Raw genomic sequence first — 17,910 nt, 5'->3', positions numbered from 1 at the left:
GGCCGCCTCCCCGCACTGTCCGCCCGCCTCAGGCACCCCAGGCCGCCGCGCACAGCGCGCGGTCGACCTCGTCGGTGTAGCGGGCCGCGGCCAGCCAGGCCCGGGCGAACCGGTCGGTGTCCGCCGGGAGCAGCCGGCCGAAGACATCGCGGGACCGCTCCGCCGCTGCCGCATGGAGTTCGTCCAAGAGGTCTCCCGCCGTCGCCAGACCGTGCCCGCTCAGCCGCCGGACGTCGGCCGTCGTGTTCCCGGGGAAGGACAGCACGAGCCGGCCGCCCGAGGCCGCCTGGTGCACGCGCCGGCGCAGCAGATGCACCGGAGCCGCGTCGCGCGTGGGCGCCGCGGCCGCAGGTGCCGGGGAGGCGGGCAGGTCGGCTCGGAGCAGCCGGTCCAGGCCGGCGTCGACGCGGGTGCCGGGGATGGTGGGGTGCTCGGTCGCCAGCAGCTGGGCCCTGGGATGCGGGGCCGGGACGAGCCGGGCCACGACCCGGAGCCGGCTGCCGCGGGCGGCGGCCAGCAGGCGGAGGTTGTCGCGGTGGGGGAGCGCCGGGTGGTCGTGCGCGGCGGTCAGCCGCAGCGGGACGCCCCCGCAGTCGGCGAGCAGACTGTCGCCCGCCGCCTCCCGGACCGTGCCCGTGAGGGTGACGTCCAGGAAGAGCAGGTCGTGGCCACCGCTCAGGGCACGGGACGCCTGGTCGGCGACCGGCACCGCCCAGAGCCGGTCCAGGGGCTGCGCGCGCCAGTCGGCACCGGACGCGCGGACCGCCCGTACCCCCGCGCCCGCGCCGAGTCGGCCCGTCGGGGAGACCGTCGCCCCCGACACCGCGAGCCCGGCCCGGGACAGTTCCCGGTGGGTCAGAGCCGTGTCACCGACGCGTACGGCCCGGTCGGCCGCGCCCACCGCCCGAGCGGCGCCGCCCGGTGCCACGTCCGACACCTGGTACAGGCGGCCCTCGGCGTCGGCGGTCCAGGTGACGGCGCCCGCGTACCCGCTCGCCGTGAGCACCGGCTCGGAGAACAGGCCGTACAGCCGCAGCGAGCCGTCCGGGCGGTACGGCTGCCGCACCGTGCCGCGCAGCTCGGTCAGTTCCGGGCCGGCGGCGTGCGGGATGCGGTGGGCCGCCGACAGGGCGTCACGGAGCACGGTGACGAGGTCGGCGAGGCGGTAGGCCGGGTCGGCGGAGCGGGCGGCGCGCAGCGCGGTGACCACGGAGACCGCCGTGGCGGCGGCCCTCGGGAGACCCGCGAGACGTGCCGTGTGCGCGGCGCGCAGCAGCTCCGCCTGGAGCACCGCCCCGGAACCGTCCGTACCGGCTTCGAGTACGGCGGTCGCGGCGGCGTGGACGGCACGGGCGGCGGCGCACTGCTCGGGCGTGGCCCGGTCGGGTTCGGGTTCGGGTTCCGTTCTGTTCGCCGGTTCCTCCGAACCGGTCTGAGCCGAACCGGTCTGTGCCGAACCAGCCTGCGCCGCACCGGAGTCGGCGGCCGCGCTCGGTTCTGCTGCCGGTTCCCCGTTCGGAGTTGTCGCCGGTTCCGGTGCGGCCGGTGGGGCTGCGACCGGTTCGGCTTCCGGATCCGCGATCGGTGCCGCCGACGCCGCCGCGGCGCGGTGCAGACAGTCAGGGGCCAGCAGACAGCCGCAGCGGATGGCCTCCGCGCTGGTCACCGCGCCGCCGGGGGCGTGGAGTTCGACGTCGGTGCTGTCGTCGACGGCGATCCGCACGGTGTCGCCCTCCCGGGCGGCCGGGCGCGCCGCCAGCTTGGCGATGCCCGCGTCGAGCCGCTTGCGCAGCCGGGGCGAGAGCGCCGCGACGAGCTGGGCGGTCACGGCCGGGGCGACCGGAGGCAGAGCCGTGCTCTCCCGCTGCTCGCTCCCGAGATCCTGGCTCATGCGATCTTCTCCCCTACCCAGCGGGCGAGTTCGAGCGGACTGAGGGCGGCCACCGGCATCCCCGTGGCGACCAACTGGCTCGCGACCCCGGTGGAGTACCGAGGCCGGCCGGCGTCGTCCAGGCTCGCGCACCCGAGGACGTGGCAGCCGGCGCCGACCAGGGCGCGGACCTCGGCGAGCAGCCCGCCGACGGGGTAGCCCTCCTCGAAGTCGCTGACGACCACGACGAGTGTCCGTGAGGGCACGGTGACCAGGTCGCGGGCGTGCCGCAGCCCGGCCGCGATGTGGGTGCCGCCGCCCACGCTGACCTCCAGCAGCAGCGACAGCGGGTCCTCGACATGGTCGGTCAGGTCGATGACCTTGGTGGAGAAGGCCAGGAAGTGCGTGGACAGGGTGGGCACCCCGGCCAGCACGGAGGCGGTGAGCGCCGCCCAGATCGTGGACGCCTCCATGGACCCCGACACGTCGGTGACGAGGACCAGCCGCCAGTCGGCGGCCTTTCGGGCCCGGGCGCGGAAGACGGGACGCTCGGGGATGACCTGGACCGTGCCGTCCGGAGTGCGGCGCGCGGTCGCCAGGTTGGCCCGCAGGGTGCGGGGCAGGTCGAGTCCGCCGCCCGGACGGCGGCTGGGGCGCGGCAGCGCGGTCCCGTGCAGCGCCGGGCGCAGCCGCGTGGCCAGTTGCCGGGTCAGCGCGTCGACCAGGCGGCGGACGAGTGGACGCAGCGTCGCCAGCCGGGCCTCCGGCAGCCCGCCCGCGTGCCGGAGCACCGAGCGGAGCAGGTCGACCGAGGGCCGTACGGCGTCGGGGTCGAGTTCCGTGAACACGTCCGGCCGGCCCGTCGCGGCGGCGGCCGCCAGCACCTCCTCCCGGATGCCCGGGCCGAACAGCGCCGCCAGCTCCTCGGACCACTCCCGCACCCCGGGGTACGACGCCTCCCGGCCGCCGCCGCGTCCCGCACCGGCGAGGTCGCCCCGGCTGCCCTCCCCGCGTCCGCTGCCGTACAGCTCGTCGAGCGCGGTCGCCAACGGGCGGGAAGAGTCGGCCAGTTGGTCGGTACGGCGGCCCAGCACGAGGCGCCAGCGGTCGGCCGGCGCAAGCCGATGGTCCGCGCCGGAGGCCGTGTCGGCCGGTCCGTCGGCAGGGGCGGCCTCCGGCTTCCGGGGCGGCGGCAGGAGCCCCCAGGCGCCGAGGGCCTCGCGGGCCGCGAGGTCGGCACGGGTCCAGGCGGCCAGCGCGCCGGGGTCGACGGCGCCGGTGTCGGCCAGATGGCGCTCGTCCAGGCGCTCCTCGACGGCGGACAGGAGCCGGTCACGGGCGGCGGGGCTGAGCGTGTCGAAACCGCCCCGCAGTGCGGGCAGCCGGTCCAGGAAGTCCCGGTCGGACAGCTCCGACACCCGCCCCAGCAACGGCTCCAGCGCGGGCGCCGCCGACTCCAGCAACTGGCCCGCCGCGGTCAGCAGTCCCGCGAGCCGCGCGGTCAGCGCGGACCGGGACCCGGGATCGCAGGCGCCGTCCACCCAGGACGCCACCCGGTCGCCGAAGCCCCGCGGATCCTCGTGCCCGAGCAGCACGCGTACGGCACTCGCGGCGCCGCGCATCAGCGGGGAACCGTCGGCGGCCAGCCGGGCCAGCGCGTCCGTGAGCCGGATCCCGCCCAACAGGTCTGCCCGGTGGGCGAGTTCCAGCAGGGCCTGCGCGTCGGCGGGGTCCTCGGAACCGGTGAGGCCGTCCACCTGGCGCACGGCGGCGGCGGTGAGCAGCTCGGCCACGGCCGCCGCCCGTGCCGTACGGTCCTCGTCGGCCGGCAGCCCCGCGATGTGACCGGACCGCAACCGGTCCAACAGGGCCAGTCCGGCGAGGAGTTCGGGCAGTGTGCCGGAGTTCGGCAGCACCTCGGCCGTGTCGTCGAGCCGTTCGTCCGCCAGGCCCGGCAGTCCGCACTCCGCCGCCTGCTCCAGACCGCGCAGGGCCTGCGCCGCGGTGAGCCCGCCCTCGTCCTGCTCCGTGCGCCGCCGTTCCCGCAGCAGACCCTCGGCGGCCTGGGCCGGGGTGACGCCACGGACGCCCGCCGCGGTCAGCATGGCCGCCGTCGCGGGCGTCCAGCGCACCTCCCAGCGGGACGTCAGCGCCTCGGCGCCGCCCGCGCCGGCGACCTCCTTCGGCTCCGCGTACGGCACGGCACACACCGTCAGTCGGCGCAGCAGGAGTTCGCGGCCGCGGTCCAGCTCGGAACGGAGCGGGTCGAGGCGCAGATCGCGGGCGGTGCCGGGGCCGGAGTCCGCCGGACCGGGCAGGCCCAGCGCGGCCAGCTCCGCCTCGACCGCCGGAGCGAGCCCGCTGCGCGGCGCGTCCGGCGCCGGCCGGCCCGCGCGCGTGCCGACGAGCACCTTCTCCATCGCCCGGGCGACGGCCCGCCCCCGCCCGTACGGCTCGCCCTGCGCGAGCACCGTCTGCACGGCCTCCACCAACTCGCCCCGGCCCGCTGCGGGCAGCCCCCGCAGCCGGGCCAGATCACCGGCGAGCCGCACGATCTCCCGCGCGTCGGCCGGCCCGGAAGGATGCCCGAGCGCCCGCAGCTCGGCGCACACCCGCACGGCCGCACCGGTCAGCACCTCCTCCAGCGCGGCCGGATCACCGGCGGCGCCGAGCACCCGGTGCTGCCACTCGGGGTCGCGGATACCGGCGGGATAGCCGGAGCGCTCGTCGAGGAGGGCGTAGGCGTACGGGATGAGGGAGGTCGTCCAGGGCGAGGCCGTGGCGGCGGGCCGCTCGGACGTGTCGCTGTCGGCCGGTGCCAGCAGCGCCGGCGCGTGGAAGGCGCCCACCACCACGGCGGCCCGCTCCCCGTTCGCGGTGGCCTGCGCGAGACACGACCGCATCCACCGCTCGCGCCGCAGATCCAGCTCCGGCACCCCGCCCGCGCCCGCCGCATCCTCGCGCAGCGCCCACCCCGTGAGCAGCGCGGCCCGCCGCAGGGCCTCCGGCGACGAACCCGGGGCGGTGGCCTCGACCAGACGGTCCCAGAGGTCGTCACCGGGTCGTCCGGTGAGGCGGGAGCGCAGGGCGGTACCGAGCCCGGCGAGGGAACCCTGCGCCGTCGGGTTCCCGGGGCCGGCGGGCTCCTCGCGGCCCTCTCCGCCCCACGCCCGGTCCGCGAGCGGCAGGTCGCAGGCGACGACCGGTACGCCGTGCCGTGCCGCCCACCGCACCGCCACCAGTTCCGGTGAGAAGTCGGCGAAGGGATAGAACGCCGGGCCCCCTCCTCCGTCGCGGGGTGCGGCGGCGAGGGCCACCGGCGCCAGGGTGTCCTCGTGGGCGAGCCACGGCAGCCAGTCCTGCAGTTCGGCGGGGAGTTCGACGAGCAGGACGTCCGGCTTCGCCGCGTCCAGCAGCGCCGGTACGGCCGCGGCCAGGGACGGCGCGTGGTGCCGTACGCCGATGAGGTACGGCGCCGCCGGGTCGGTGAGGGCCAGGACGGCGGCCTCGGGAGAAGGGTGGCGCACGGTCGTCAGCCCTCCAGGACCGTGCGCAGGTCCCACAGGGTCCGCCAGGTGGCGGAACCCTGCTCGGCGCGGCGCCGGACGGGACCGTCCCAGTAGCCGCGCAGCCGCGCCGCGTCGGCCGGGTCGTCCTTGCGTACGACACCGAGGAGATGGCCCGGGAGCAGGTCGAGGACGTCGCGGTCACCGGGGAAGTACGCCGCGGCCAGCCCCAGCGCCCCGGCGACGGACACGGCCTCCGCGGTGCTCATCACGGTGGAGGGCCGCTCCACCTCCCAGCCCTCCGTCGACCGACCCTCCCGCAGGTCCCGGAAGGCGGTGACCAGAGCCTCCAGCACGGCGTCGTCGACCTGGAAGGGCGCCCCGGCCCGCTCCACCGACGCCCTGGCCTGGCTGCGCACCAGCGCCGTCTCGGCGTCGAGGTCGGGAATGGGGCCCACGGTCTCGAAGTTGAAGCGGCGCTTGAGCGCGGCGGACATCTCCGAGACGCCCTTGTCCCGCAGGTTGGCGGTGGCGATGAGGTTGAACCCCGGCGCCGCGTGTGCCAGAGCGTCCTCGCCGCCCGCCAGTTCGGGTACGGCGATCCGCCGCTCCGACAGCAGCGACACCAGGGAGTCCTGCACCTCGGGCAGACAGCGGGTGACCTCCTCGACCCGGGCGATCGCACCCCGGGACATCGCGGTCAGCACCGGCGACGGCACCAGTGCCTGCCGGCTGGGGCCCTGCGCGAGCAACAGGGCGTAGTTCCAGCCGTACTTGAGCTGGTCCTCGGTCGTCCCCGCCGTACCCTGCACCACCAGGCCGCTGGTTCCGCAGACGGCCGCCGAGAGCAGCTCGGACAGCATGGACTTGGCGGTGCCGGGCTCGCCGACGAGCAGCAGGCCCCGCTCACCGGCGAGCGTGACGACACACCGCTCCACCAGCGCCCGGTCGCCGACGAACTTGCCCTCCACCACCAGACGCCGCGGCACCCCGTCCGGCACCTCGGCGTCCTCGGGCAGGCGCAGCGCCTGCCCGCCGCTGCCCATCACGAAGGTGACGACGGCCCGGGGCGTGAGCCGCCACGCGGGCGGCCGCGGACCGGCGTCGTGGGCGGCGAGGAAGGCCAGTTCGGTGGCGTACCGGTCCTCGGGCGGGACGATCTGACGGGTCGCGTCGGGAACGAGGACGGTGGTCATCGGCAGGTGCCCTTCAGGGTGGTACGAGTGGTGGTCGGTGAGGAGAGGATCATCGGCGCCGCCCCCTGCGCGTCGCCCGCGTGGTCAGTTCCTCGTAGGCCGGGGCGTCCCCGGCGCGGACGCGGTCCCAGGCGCGGGCGAACAGTTCGGGCACCGGCAGGAGGGGCAGGGCGCGCCGGTGGTCGAGGACCGGATACAGGCCCTCCTTCCAGATCTCCACCGGCAGCGCGGGCGACTTCAGCTCGCGCCAGCCGCAGGGCAGGAACAGGCTCCGCCCGGCGCGCGGCCGCTTGGCCTCCACGACCAGGTCCGTCGCGGCCAGCTCCGCACGGGCCTTCTTCATGCGGGCGGGCTTCCAGCCGGTCCAGCGTGCGCAGTTGCGGTCCGTCGGGTCGGGCAGGGCCAGCAGCATGAGGTAGAGCGCGGCCGCGTCCTCGCCCAGGCCGTGTGCCGCGGCGGCCTCGGCGACGAGCGTCGGCGCGGTGACGGTCGGGTCCTGCGCGTACCCCGAGGGAGCCTCGGTGCCCACGCCGGCCTCGACCGCCCGGGTCAGGTCGTCGCCCAGGAGCGTGCGCAGCATGCGCAGCCCGTGCCCGCGTGCGCCGCCGACCAGGCCTTCCAACAGCCCGAACACGGTGTCGTCGGGGCCGGCGAGCGCCGCCGGGCGCACCAGGACCGTCTCCGTGTCGCGGTACCAGGGGCGCAGGACGATCGCCTCGCCGACCCGGGTGAGGCCGTGCGCGTCGGCGCCCCCGGTCGCCGGGAGGCCGTGGGCCTTGCGCACTTCGACGGCGGTCGAGCCGCCCTTCTCCGTCCACTCGACGTCCAGGTCGAGCAGCAGCTCCGGGTCGGTCATCCGGCGGCGCAGGGCGGCGAGCCCCTCGGGCAGGGACGCGCGCAGCGGGTGGCCGTACGGCAGGACGTAGGCCAGCGCGGCCAGGGCGTTCACGGCGGCCGCCAGCTCGTGCCGGCCGGGGATCGCGCCGGGGTCCGCCCAGGCGAGGTTGCCGTCCTTGTCCGGCCGCAGGACCGTGGTGCGGGCGAGCCAGGCGGTGCGGGACGGGTTGAGCACCTCCTCGGCGTATCCGGCGCCCGTCCCGGCCAGGTCGGCGGCGAGTTCCTCCGGTACGCGGACGAGCGAGCCGAGACGCTCGGCCCAGACCCGGCCGGCGGCCGCCGCGTCCGGTCCGGTGGTCCACAGGTCGGCCGGGTCCGCGGGCAGCAGGGCGCCGAGGAGGGCGTTGCGCTCCTCCGGCTCGAGGGCGTTGACCCGGGAGACGGCGAACTCGCACTGCCGGGGCTTGAGCCCGAGCACGGCCAGTCCCTCCGCGCCGGGCGACTGCGGCAGGCCGGCCAGCAGCACGGCCGCCTGCAGCGGACCGAGCCCGCCGTGCGTCGCCGCCACCAGCGCCTCGGGCGCCTCGGACCGCCAGGGAGCGGCACCCTTGTCCCGGATCAGCCGGGTGACGGTGGCGAGGTCTTCGGCGGAGATCGCCGCATCGTGCCGGACCTCGCTCTCCAGCACGAAGTGGGCGATCGCGCCGAACGACCCGGACGGGTCGTGGTCCAGGGCCAGCCAGCGCACGCGGTCCCGCTCGCTGTCGATGCTTTGGCAGCCGAGGATCACGACGGTACGGCCGTCACGGCGCACCACCTGGCCGGCCCGCTGCTGCTTGTCGTGCGGCTCGTACAGAACGATCTCGCGCAGGTCGCCGCCGGCTGCCGCCAGAGGCCCTTCGGCGACCGCCTCCAACAGCAGGAGCAGCGGCTCCCGTCGGGCTTCGGACAGGGCGGGCGAGGCGGCCCGGTGGGCGAGCGCCCGCAGGACGCCCAGCGCGGGCGGCCACACCATGCCGATCTCGGGGATCGTGCGCTCGTCGCTGAGCCAGCCGTCACCCAGCGCGGCGAGTTGCTCCCGGTCGGGGAGTCGTTTGCCCTCGGCCGGCTTGCCGGACAGCACGTGGTTCACCGCCCGGATCTGGCGCAGCGCGCTCCACCGCTCCCCGTACCACCAGCCGTGCAGGCCGGCCAGCCCGGACAGCGCGTCGTTCAGGGTGCGGTCGTCGCCGTGCCGGGGCCGGTAGTCGGCGAACATCTCCTCGTCCTCGGCGGCCTTCCGCGGCCGCTCCTGGGGCGGATTCGCGAACGTGGCGGCCGAGTCGGTGAGGCGCAGCGTCACCCGGACCAGGGAGGTGACACCTGTGAGCAGCCGGCTGTCGGTGCAGCCGGGCAGGGCGAGGGCGACGGCTCCGAGGGCGACGTGGTCCGCGGACGGTACGGCGGCCTTGGCGGCCTCGTCCGTGCCGGCCCGCTCCAGCGCCTGCCGCCGCCCGTCCAGCGCCAGCGCCGTGACCCGCAGCAGCTCGGCCGCCTGCTCGTCGGTCAGGGCGCGCAGCACGGCCGAGCCCTGCTCGTCGCGGGGGCGCAGCGCATGCCAGAAGGGCAGCGGCGGCACCAGCCGGGTTCCGGCGGCGAACTCGCTGCCGCGCTCGTTCGGCGTCACCCGGCCCAGTTCGCCGTCCGCGGAGGTGTCGTCGGCGGCGAAGAGGCCGACCTGGCGGATCATCTGCGCGGCCACGGGCTCGGCCCCGCCGGGCAGCCGCAGGGCACCGAGCGGCGCCGAGCCGGCCCGGCCGCCGTAGGACGTGGGCATGGAGACCGTGCGCCCGTCGGGCGTACCGGCGGCCCTGCGGGCCTCGGCGCCCTCGCCCTCCACGCGCACCCACCGGCCGAGCACCGTCCCGTCGGTGCCGAACGGGCTGCCCTCCAGACCCGGTTGGAGCGGCAGCACCTCACAGAAACCGGACAGCAGGGACGTCTCCTCCCGGATCCCCGCCCGCAGCAGTGCGGGCAGGGAGGCACGGCCGTGCGTGCCGGTGGCCGGGTCGTACTCGAGCCAGACCGTCTCCAGGCCCTGCCTGCCCTGCCGCCAGTACGTGGTGCCGTCGCCGATGACGGCGCGGCTCGGGGGCAGGACCGTGTCGCCCGCGTGCAGGGTGCGGCCGCCGGTCGCGCGGCCGCCGTCCGGCAGCGGGACGGAGGCGGTGTCCGTCTCGTTGCCGGACCACCAGGACGAGAGCTGCTCACCGCCCAGCTCCACCACCTCGGTGGGGCGGGCCGACCAGTAGCCGTGCTGCTTGCTGCCCTGCCGCCACATCACCAGCAGCTCCCCGTCCACGAAGCGGAATCGGGGGCGCTGCCAGCGGTCCAGCTCCTGGGGCAGGCGCAGGTCGTGTTCGAGGAGGATCCCGTCCGGGCCGACCACGACCGCCTTGTGCCGGCGCACCAGGATCAGCGCGGGCCACGCCTCGTGCAGCGTCAGCGTGTTGTCCTCGCCCTTCCTGGTCTCGGCGTCGAGCAGCTCCAGTGCCTCGTCCAGGGCGGCCCAGCCCAGTTCGTCCAGGATCCCGGCGCGCAGGGTGCGGCCGAGCAGCGGCGCCACCTCGTGTCCGGCGACGCGGGCGACGGCGTCGGGAGCGGCCTCGGAGGCGACCGTGCGGAAGGGGCGCAGCCGGTCGAGCGCGGCACGGGCGCGGGGCAGGCCCACCGCGCGCGTGAACTCCCCGGCGGCTTCGTCCAGCCACTCGCGCAGCACCACGGACAGCACGGGATGGGCGGCGACCGTCTTCAGCAGGGCGGAACTGTGGGAGTCCTTGCCCACCGGCTCGACGGCCTGGTGCAGCAGGCGCCGCAAGCGCGGGTCGGCCGCGACGGCCACCAGGTCCCGTCGGCCTGCCCGGGTGTCCTTCAGCCAGTCGGCGAGCGGCACGTACACGTTCACGTCGGCGCCGGGAACGGCGAGGGGGACGTCCTCGGCCACGCACAGGTCCAGGAGGTCGAGGTCGGCGCCCGCGTGCCAGCGGCCGGTGAACAGGTCGACCGCCCGCCCGGCGGCGCGCAGTCCCGGAGCCATCCGTTCGACGAGCGCCAGCGTGCCCGGTGAGCGGCGCGACCAGGACCCGCCGTGCTTGCGGAAGAGGGCCCAGCGGCTCAGCCAGTCCGCGGGATCGACCTCGTACTCCTCGGCCGCCGCCTGCTCGGTCAGCAGCCGCTCGGCTCCGCACTCGGCGAGCAGCGAAAGCCAGAACTCGTCGTCCTCGACCTCCCGGCCGAGTCCGGCCGGCATGATCTCCAGCAGACGCGCCCGCACCTCCGGCCGTTCTTCGGCGAGGACCGCGAGGGTCGCGCGGTAGGCGGTCCAGAAGGAGGCGGGAGCGCGGACCGCGGCGGGCGAGGCGAGCAGGTCGGCGAGGAGGGCGCACTCCTCGGTGACCCGGCTCAGACCGGCCGCCTTGATCAGCCCGCGCGCGTCCTGCGGCAGCGAGGCGTACGGCGGCATGCCGGCCGCGCAGCGCTCGACCGTCAGCTGCCGGAACTGCGCCCACGCGGCGGCCGGGTCGAGCCGCCGGGCGAGGTCCTTCACGTGTTCCTTGAGGGCCTTGACGGTCAGCGCTCCGGCGAAGGCGAACTCCAGGAAGACCGCCCGCTGCCGCTCCTCGTCCACGGCGAGCGCGTGCACCCGCTCGGCCTCGCGGGCCTTGCCGAAGAAGGCGGCCGCGTACGTGGTGTTCTCGTGCTGCAGGAAGACCCGTGCGGCCTGCTCGTAGAAGGTCGGCAGGAAGTGCGGCACGGCCCGGCCGAGGCGTTCGCCGAGCGCCTCGAAGCCCTCCTTGGCGGTGCCGGGGCGGGACTTGGCCTGCCGGGCGAGGCGCTCGACGTCCTTGACCAGGGCCAGCGCATGGTGCCCGTTGGCCGGGTCGTTCACCAGCGCCCAGGCCGGGAAGCCCAGCGTCTCCTTGCGTACCTGCCCGACCTCGGGCACCTCCGGCTCGCGGGCGAGGCCCAGGAACTCCAGCGCCAGGTCCTCGGCCTCACCGAGGGTGCCCGGCACCAGACGGACCACCTGACGGCCGTCCAGGGCGGGGTGCGTGTAGGTGCGGACGGTGAGGCTGTCGGCGTCCTCGCGCGCGGTGCTGCCCGGGGGCAGTACGGCGCCGGCGTCCAGCAGCGTGGCCGCGGTGGTCTCGTCGTACCCGGTGATGACCGTCATGCCGCCTGCTCCTCGTCCTGGATGTCCCGACCGGCGTACAGCGCCGCCGCCATGCGCATGCCTTCCGACCAGGCGACCGGCCCGACCTGACCGAGCTTCAGTACGCGTCCGGCGGGGTCGGACCACACCAGCGGCCCGGTCTCGGTCTCCTCGTAGCCGTCGTAGTCGCCGACCCAGACGCGGGCCTCGATGCCGCGGCCGTCCTCCAGGACGGAGCACACCGCGTGTCCGCCGCGCACCCGGTACCCGAGCTGGGTGGCCCTGCCGTGCAGGAAGCGCAGTTCCTTGTACGAGCCGCCCGCGTACTCCGCCACCTGGGTGCCCTCGGTGTCGAGGCCGGCCGGGCGGTGCCAGACCTCGCGGAAGAGCTGCTGGGCCCGCTGCTCGACGCCCAGCTCGACGGCGAACTCGCGCAGTTCCTCCAGGTCGTCCAGGAGGACCGGGTGCGGGATGCGGACGAGGTCGGGGGAGATACGGACGGTGTCGCCGTCCAGGTCGACGAGACCCAGGCCGCGCTCGGGGCCGGCGTCCCGCAGGAAGCCGGCGACCTGTCCGTCGTCGCCGGTCACGACGACGTCGCGCAGCGCGGCCTGCCAGGCGGGGTCCGGCCACACCCGGGCGACGACGGCGAACGGCACCGGAAGCGAGCGGACCATCCACCGCTCCACGTCGGCCAGGCACTGCCGCTCGTGCCGCTCCAGCCACTCGGCGAGCTGCCTCAGCCCCACGACCGCCGGATCGTCACCGAGCTTGGCGGGCACGGACTTCAGCCGGCGCCCGGCCGCATTGCGGCACACCACCTTCCCGCCGTCGAGGGCGACCTCGTAGTCACCGGCCGCAACCCACCCCATACATGCCTCCCCGCATGCGCAGTGATCAAGTGACGGGAACTCTAGGGGAGGCCACTGACAACGCCGTCCGCCGCCCGTAGGACACGCACCCCGGCGGAACCAGCCACCGTGGATTGTGTGCGAGTCGAGGAGGACTCGGGGACCCCGGATCCGCGCGCGGGCCGGGCGGAGCGCTGCCTCCCAGGTGGCCGCGGTCGCCCGGGCCCGGCCCGTCCGACGGCCCGGCACGCCCTGTGGGGAAGCTGTGCACCATCTGTCGGGGGCGCGCGCACAGGATGTGCGAAGGCGGGGGAGTCGACCTTCACGAAACCTTCTCCCTGCCTGGCCGGAAGACACCTTGCTGGCTCAACTCGCAACACAACAAGGTGGGTTGAGCACTTGAGCATCAGGAGTCGCAAGCACACTGCTTGACCCGGACACCGACCGTCCGGGCGTCGACGGGGGAACTGATGCGGTGTGCGCTCGGCCACCGTCGTCCAGTCGCGCGGGGCCGCTTGCCGCACCGATCCGGAACATGTCCCTCCGCTGTCACTCTCTTGGTGCCTTCGTCCGGTGCCCGAGAGACAGGGACAGGAGGGGGAAAGCCGATGAGCGCGGTGAACGCCGCCAGGCCGACGTATCCCGGCGTCTACGTCGAAGAGCTTCCCAGCAGCACCCGCACCATCTCGACCCTGACCACGTCGGTGACCGCTTTCGTGGGTCACACCCGGCGGGGTCCGCTCAACGAGCCGGTACGCGTCACCAGCTTCGCGGAGTTCGAACGCCGCTTCGGCGGCCTGAGCGCGCGCAGCGCCGTCGGCTACGCGGTCCACCAGTTCTTCGGCAACGGCGGCACCGTCGCCGTCGTCGTCCGCGTCACCAAGGCCGGCAGCGGCAAGGCCGCCTGCGTCACCCTCAAGTCCACCGAGGGCCACAGCGACAGCCCGGTCCTGGAGGTGCACGCCAAGGAGCCCGGCGTGTGGGGCAACGGCCTGCGCGTGGCCGTCGACCAGGACACGCCCTGCCCCGACGAAACCTTCAACCTGCGTGTCTACGACGCCAGGGGCGAGGCCCGCGAGAGCTTCACCGGCCTGTCCATGGACCCGGACGGCGGCCGCTACGTACAGACCGTGATCAACGCCGGCTCCCGGCTGATCCGCGTCGAGGTGCTCGGCGAGGGCCGCCCCGACCCGTCCGGCACCGTCTCCAAGCCCTTCGGGCACGAGCTGCCCGACCTGGCCGTCGACCTCACCGTCAAGATCGGCGACGTGGAGCGCGAGTTCACGCTCTACGACCCCGACTGCGACGGCGAGGCCCCGTGCAACGTGGCCGAACTGGCCCTGCTGCTCGAACGCAAGCTGCGCGCGCTGCCCGACGCCCCTGGCAAGCACGCCTTCGCGGGCGCCGAGGTGACCGCCTTCGGCCGCCGCGTCCAGGTGGTCGCGGGCTCCACCGACCCCGAGGACGTCGTCCGGTTCCTCGGCGAGTGCGCCAACGACCTCGGCCTGGAGGCCTCCGTCAACCCGCCCGTCTTCCCGCTGGCCGGCGGCGAGGACGGGGAAGCCCCGGGCCCGCGCGACCTCATCGGCTCCGAGGCCGACAAGACCGGCATCCAGGCGCTGCGCGGCGTCGCCGACGTCAACCTGCTCGTCCTGCCCGAGCTGGCCGCGTACGAGAAGACCGAGGACGCCATCACGGTCGTGTCGGCCGCCCAGCGCCTGTGCCAGGAGCGGCGGATCTTCCTGCTCGTCGACGCGCCCGGCACCTGGGTCGGCGTGGACTCCGCCCGGGCCGGCGTCGCCGCCTTCGACGCCGTACGCGGCAACCACGCGGCCCTGTACTTCCCGCACCTGCAGCTCACCGACCCGCTCACCGGGCGGCTGCGCTCCTTCCCGCCCTCCGGCGCGATCGCGGGAGTCATCGCGCGCACCGACTCCGAGCGCGGCGTCTGGAAGGCACCGGCAGGCACCGAGGCGCGGCTCGCGGGCGTCCACTCGCTCACCGTCAACCTGACCGACCGCGAGACCGGACTGCTCAACCCGCTCGGCGTCAACTGCCTGCGCAGCTTCCCGCTGACCGGCCCGACGGTCTGGGGAGCCCGCACCCTGGAGGGCGCCGACGCGCTCGACAGCGAGTGGAAGTACGTGCCCGTACGGCGGCTCGCCCTGCATGTCGAGGAGAGCCTCCAGCGCGGCCTGCAATGGGTGGTGTTCGAACCCAACGACGAGAACCTGTGGCAGCAGATCCGCCTCGCCGCCTCCTCGTACCTGCACACGCTCTTTAGGCAGGGCGCCTTCAAGGGCGGCACCCCGCGCGAGGCCTACTTCGTCAAGTGCGACAGCGACACCACCACCGACGAGGACGTCGCGAACGGGATCGTGAACGTCCTGGTCGGCATCGCACCGGTCCGCCCGGCGGAGTTCGTGATCGTCAAAATCCAGCAGACGTCCGGGCAGTTCGAGCTGTAGGCCCACGGGAATCTTGGAGAGCTGAAGGAATCCGATGGCAGAGTTCACCGTCAACGCCCATCGTTTCGACCCCTACAAGAACTTCAAGTTCCTGGTCCTGTGGGACGGTCGTACGGTCGCCGGCATCAGCAAGATCAGTCCGCTGAAGCGCACCACCGAGGTCGTCAAGCACCGCCACGGCGGCGACCCGTCCTCCCCGCGCAAGTCGCCGGGCCGCTCCGAGTTCGAGGGCATCACGCTGGAGCGCGGCGTCACCCACGACCCCGAGTTCGACCGCTGGGCCAACAAGGTCTGGCAGGTCGGCGCGGGCCTCGGCTCCGAGGTGTCCCTCGCCGACTTCCGCAAGGACATCGTCATACAGGTCCTGAACGAAGCCGGCCAGGTCGCCGTCTCGCACAAGCTCTACCGGACCTGGCCCAGCGAGTACCAGGTCCTCGGCGAACTGGACGCCAACGCCAACGCGGTGGCCATCCAGTCGCTCAAGCTCGAGTGCGAGGGCTGGGAGCGGGACTACGAGGTGCCCGAGCCCGAGGAGCCCTCCTTCCTCAACCCGGCCTGACCAGAAGCGAGATGAGGAAGCCGGGGGGAACACATGGCGATCACCGGGGCGGCCGGGCTGCTGGCCACCTGGGAGGCGGGGCTCGCCGAGACGGCCACCGGACGCGCCCTGCTGCTGCACGGCACGGCGCGCCCGGACCTCGACGCCGCGACGCTGCCCGCGGTGCCGGTCGGCGAACGGGAGTCCGACCTGTTCGCCCTGCGCCGCGCCCTGTTCGGGGAGCGGATGCAGGTGCGGCTGGAGTGCCGGGCGTGCGGCGCGGACATGGAGTTCGAGCTGGACGCCGGGGAGTTCGCCCGTGCCCTCGGCGCACCCGAGGACACGGTCGTACGGCTGACGGAGGGCGGCTGGGACATCATGTTCCGGCTGCCCTCCGCCGCCGACCTGACGACCGCGGCCCGGGCCGTCGACCCGCGCGCCGCGCTGCTCGCCCGCTGCCTGGTCTCGGCGGAGCACGACGGGACGCCCAGGACCGCCGACGCCCTTCCGGCGCCGGTGCAGCGGCGGATCGCCGAGGCCGTCGAGGCCGCCGACCCGGGCGCCGACGTCACGCTCAGCATCGGCTGCCCCGAGTGCGGCGCGGCCGGCCGGGCCGACCTCGACATCGCCTCGTACCTGTGGACCGAACTGGACGCCTGGGCCAGGGACCTGCTCCTCGACGTCCATCTGCTCGCCACCGCCTACGGCTGGAGCGAGCCGGAGATCCTGGCGCTCAGCCCGCTGCGGCGCCGCTACTACCTGGAGCTGTGTGCGGATGTCTGACACCTCCTCCCGGGCGCCCGAGGCGGAGCCCGACTTCCTCGACCGGCTGATCGCCCGGCACGCAGCCCCCGGTCCTGACACCGTCCGGGTACGGCCGCGGCTGCCCGGCCCTTTCGAACGCGTCGAGGCGGTACGGGCACGCACCCCGGACCCGGACGCCCCGGTCTCCGTGCCGTGGCTCTCCGCCACGCTCGCACCCGCACCGGACCGGGACGTGCCACGACCCGCCGCGCAGCTCCGGCTCCACACGGAACGGGAGCGGACCGTCGTACGCGCCGAACGGGCCCCCGCGGAGCAGACATCACGCCCCGCACCGGCCGCCCTGCCCGAAGCACCGCTGCTGCGCCCCGCCGCGCCCCTGGCGCCCGGGCCGCTGCCGGTGCCCAGGACCGGTCCGCGCACCTCCGGGCGGGGAGGCCCGGAGCAGGGCGCGGACCGGGTCGCGGCGCCCGCACCCATCCCCCCGGGTGCGGGCGCCGCTCCGGCCACCGTCCCGTCCGCGGCACCGAGGCCGAGCGCCGCGGACACGACGGCGGCTCGCGAGGCCGTACGGCAGGCCGCGGCACGCCGGCCGGGGAAGGCGCCCGAACAGGTGGTGCAGGTACAGATCGGCCGCCTGGAGGTGACCGCCGGGCAGTCGCCGTCGAGGAACGGGCCACGGCAGTCGGCGCGGTCGGCCGAGCGGCCCGGGGCGGCCCTCAGCCTCGCGGACTACCTGGCACGGGGGCGCGAGTGAGCCGCACGGCAGTGAGCGTGGCGGGAGAGGCAACACGAGAGGAACCGGGGAACTGACGTCATGAGCAACGTACTCGCCCTCGCCCACGTCAGCCAGGCCCTGGCCCTGCTGATCGAGTCCCATCTGCAGCCGGACATCGACATGGCCGTCAAGGTGGAGCCGCGCAAGCCGCCGACCGAGCCGCCGACGGACCCCACCATCTCCGTCTTCCTCTACCAGGTCACTCCTGACACCTCGCAGCGCAACAACGACCTGCCCACCCGCGCGCCCGACGGCAGGCTGGTGCGCCGGGCCGCCGCCGCACTCGACCTGCAGTACCTGATCACCGCGTACGGCGACGAGACCGAGCTGGTCGGGCAGCGGCTCATCGGCTCGGTGGTGCGCACCCTGCACGAGATACCCGTCCTGCCCAAGGACGTCATCGAACTCGCCGGTGAGAAGCCTTACCTGGCGGGCAGCAACCTCGCCGAGGCGGCCCAGCGGGTGCGGTTCACCCAGTCGGTCATGGACATCGACGAGACGTCGAAGCTGTGGGGGATGCTCTACCAGACCCCGTACGCGCTGTCGGTGGTTTACCAGGCCTCCCTCGTCTTCATCGACGGCCGCGAGAGCCCGGCACCGGCGAAGCCCGTCGAACGGCCCGAGGTACGGGTGCTGCCGTTCGGGGCACCGGGGGCACCGGTCCCTCCGGGGGCTGGGCCGAAGTCGGATGAGCCGTCAGTTTCGGGTCGTGACAGGGAAGTTGACGCACCTGCCGAAGAGCCCGCCCCGAAGAAGGCCACCAAGGCTGTCGCCAAGACCGCGGCCAAGGCTCCGGCGCGCACTCGCAAGAGCTCGCCCCGCACGACCAAGTCCACGCAGCCCGCCGTCCGGAAGACGGACGGCCGGGGCAGCGGCGGGAACACGGAGAACTGAGACGGCATGGGCGACACG

Annotated in this window: 10 protein-coding genes; 5 read left to right on the top strand and 5 right to left on the bottom strand. The window is 74.9% G+C overall.

Features of this window, described 5'->3' with window-relative positions; translation table 11 throughout:
• Positions 1-28: 28 nt before the first annotated feature.
• The 5 genes from ACFYZZ_RS21565 to ACFYZZ_RS21545 are packed head-to-tail and all read right to left on the bottom strand — an operon-like array spanning position 29 to position 12,473.
• Positions 29-1,891: a hypothetical protein gene (locus tag ACFYZZ_RS21565; RefSeq protein ID WP_389178192.1), complete on the bottom strand. Its 1,863-nt coding sequence runs from the start codon at positions 1,889-1,891 to the stop codon at positions 29-31.
• A complete protein-coding gene (locus ACFYZZ_RS21560; protein WP_389178189.1) occupies positions 1,888-5,397 on the bottom strand; it encodes a DUF5682 family protein in 3,510 nt (1,169 codons plus the stop codon). Before ACFYZZ_RS21560 ends, ACFYZZ_RS21565 begins: the two co-directional genes overlap by 4 nt.
• Before the next feature lie 5 nt (positions 5,398-5,402).
• Positions 5,403-6,572, bottom strand: coding sequence for an AAA family ATPase (locus ACFYZZ_RS21555; protein ID WP_389178187.1), 1,170 nt, complete (start codon positions 6,570-6,572; stop codon positions 5,403-5,405).
• A 49-nt stretch (positions 6,573-6,621) separates the two neighbouring features.
• Positions 6,622-11,622: a hypothetical protein gene (locus ACFYZZ_RS21550; RefSeq protein WP_389178185.1), complete on the bottom strand. Its 5,001-nt coding sequence runs from the start codon at positions 11,620-11,622 to the stop codon at positions 6,622-6,624.
• Positions 11,619-12,473: a DUF4132 domain-containing protein gene (locus ACFYZZ_RS21545; RefSeq protein ID WP_389178182.1), complete on the bottom strand. Its 855-nt coding sequence runs from the start codon at positions 12,471-12,473 to the stop codon at positions 11,619-11,621. Before ACFYZZ_RS21545 ends, ACFYZZ_RS21550 begins: the two co-directional genes overlap by 4 nt.
• A gap of 587 nt (positions 12,474-13,060) precedes the next feature.
• On the opposite strand from ACFYZZ_RS21545, the gene ACFYZZ_RS21540 reads away from it, so the two are divergent.
• Genes ACFYZZ_RS21540 through ACFYZZ_RS21520 form a run of 5 tightly spaced genes read left to right on the top strand, consistent with a single transcriptional unit; the run spans position 13,061 to position 17,892 of the window.
• Entirely contained in the window at positions 13,061-14,920 is a 1,860-nt protein-coding gene (locus tag ACFYZZ_RS21540; protein ID WP_389178179.1) for a phage tail sheath family protein, read from the top strand.
• Between the two features lie 34 nt (positions 14,921-14,954).
• Entirely contained in the window at positions 14,955-15,479 is a 525-nt protein-coding gene (locus ACFYZZ_RS21535) for a phage tail protein (protein ID WP_004003113.1), read from the top strand.
• A gap of 33 nt (positions 15,480-15,512) precedes the next feature.
• Positions 15,513-16,241 (top strand): hypothetical protein, encoded by a 729-nt coding sequence (locus tag ACFYZZ_RS21530; protein WP_389178176.1) that lies wholly within the window; start codon positions 15,513-15,515, stop codon positions 16,239-16,241.
• Complete coding sequence (locus ACFYZZ_RS21525; protein WP_389178173.1) at positions 16,234-16,977, top strand: hypothetical protein; 744 nt, start codon at positions 16,234-16,236, stop codon at positions 16,975-16,977. The genes ACFYZZ_RS21530 and ACFYZZ_RS21525 overlap by 8 nt, the downstream gene beginning before the upstream one ends.
• A gap of 60 nt (positions 16,978-17,037) precedes the next feature.
• Entirely contained in the window at positions 17,038-17,892 is an 855-nt protein-coding gene (locus ACFYZZ_RS21520; protein WP_389178170.1) for a DUF4255 domain-containing protein, read from the top strand.
• The last annotated feature ends 18 nt before the right edge of the window (positions 17,893-17,910 follow it).

This window comes from Streptomyces sp. NPDC001816 (assembly GCF_042892235.1).
Lineage (GTDB): Bacteria > Actinomycetota > Actinomycetes > Streptomycetales > Streptomycetaceae > Streptomyces.
Note: the sequence above shows the minus strand (reverse complement) of the source record. Positions and strands in the feature narration are given on the sequence as shown.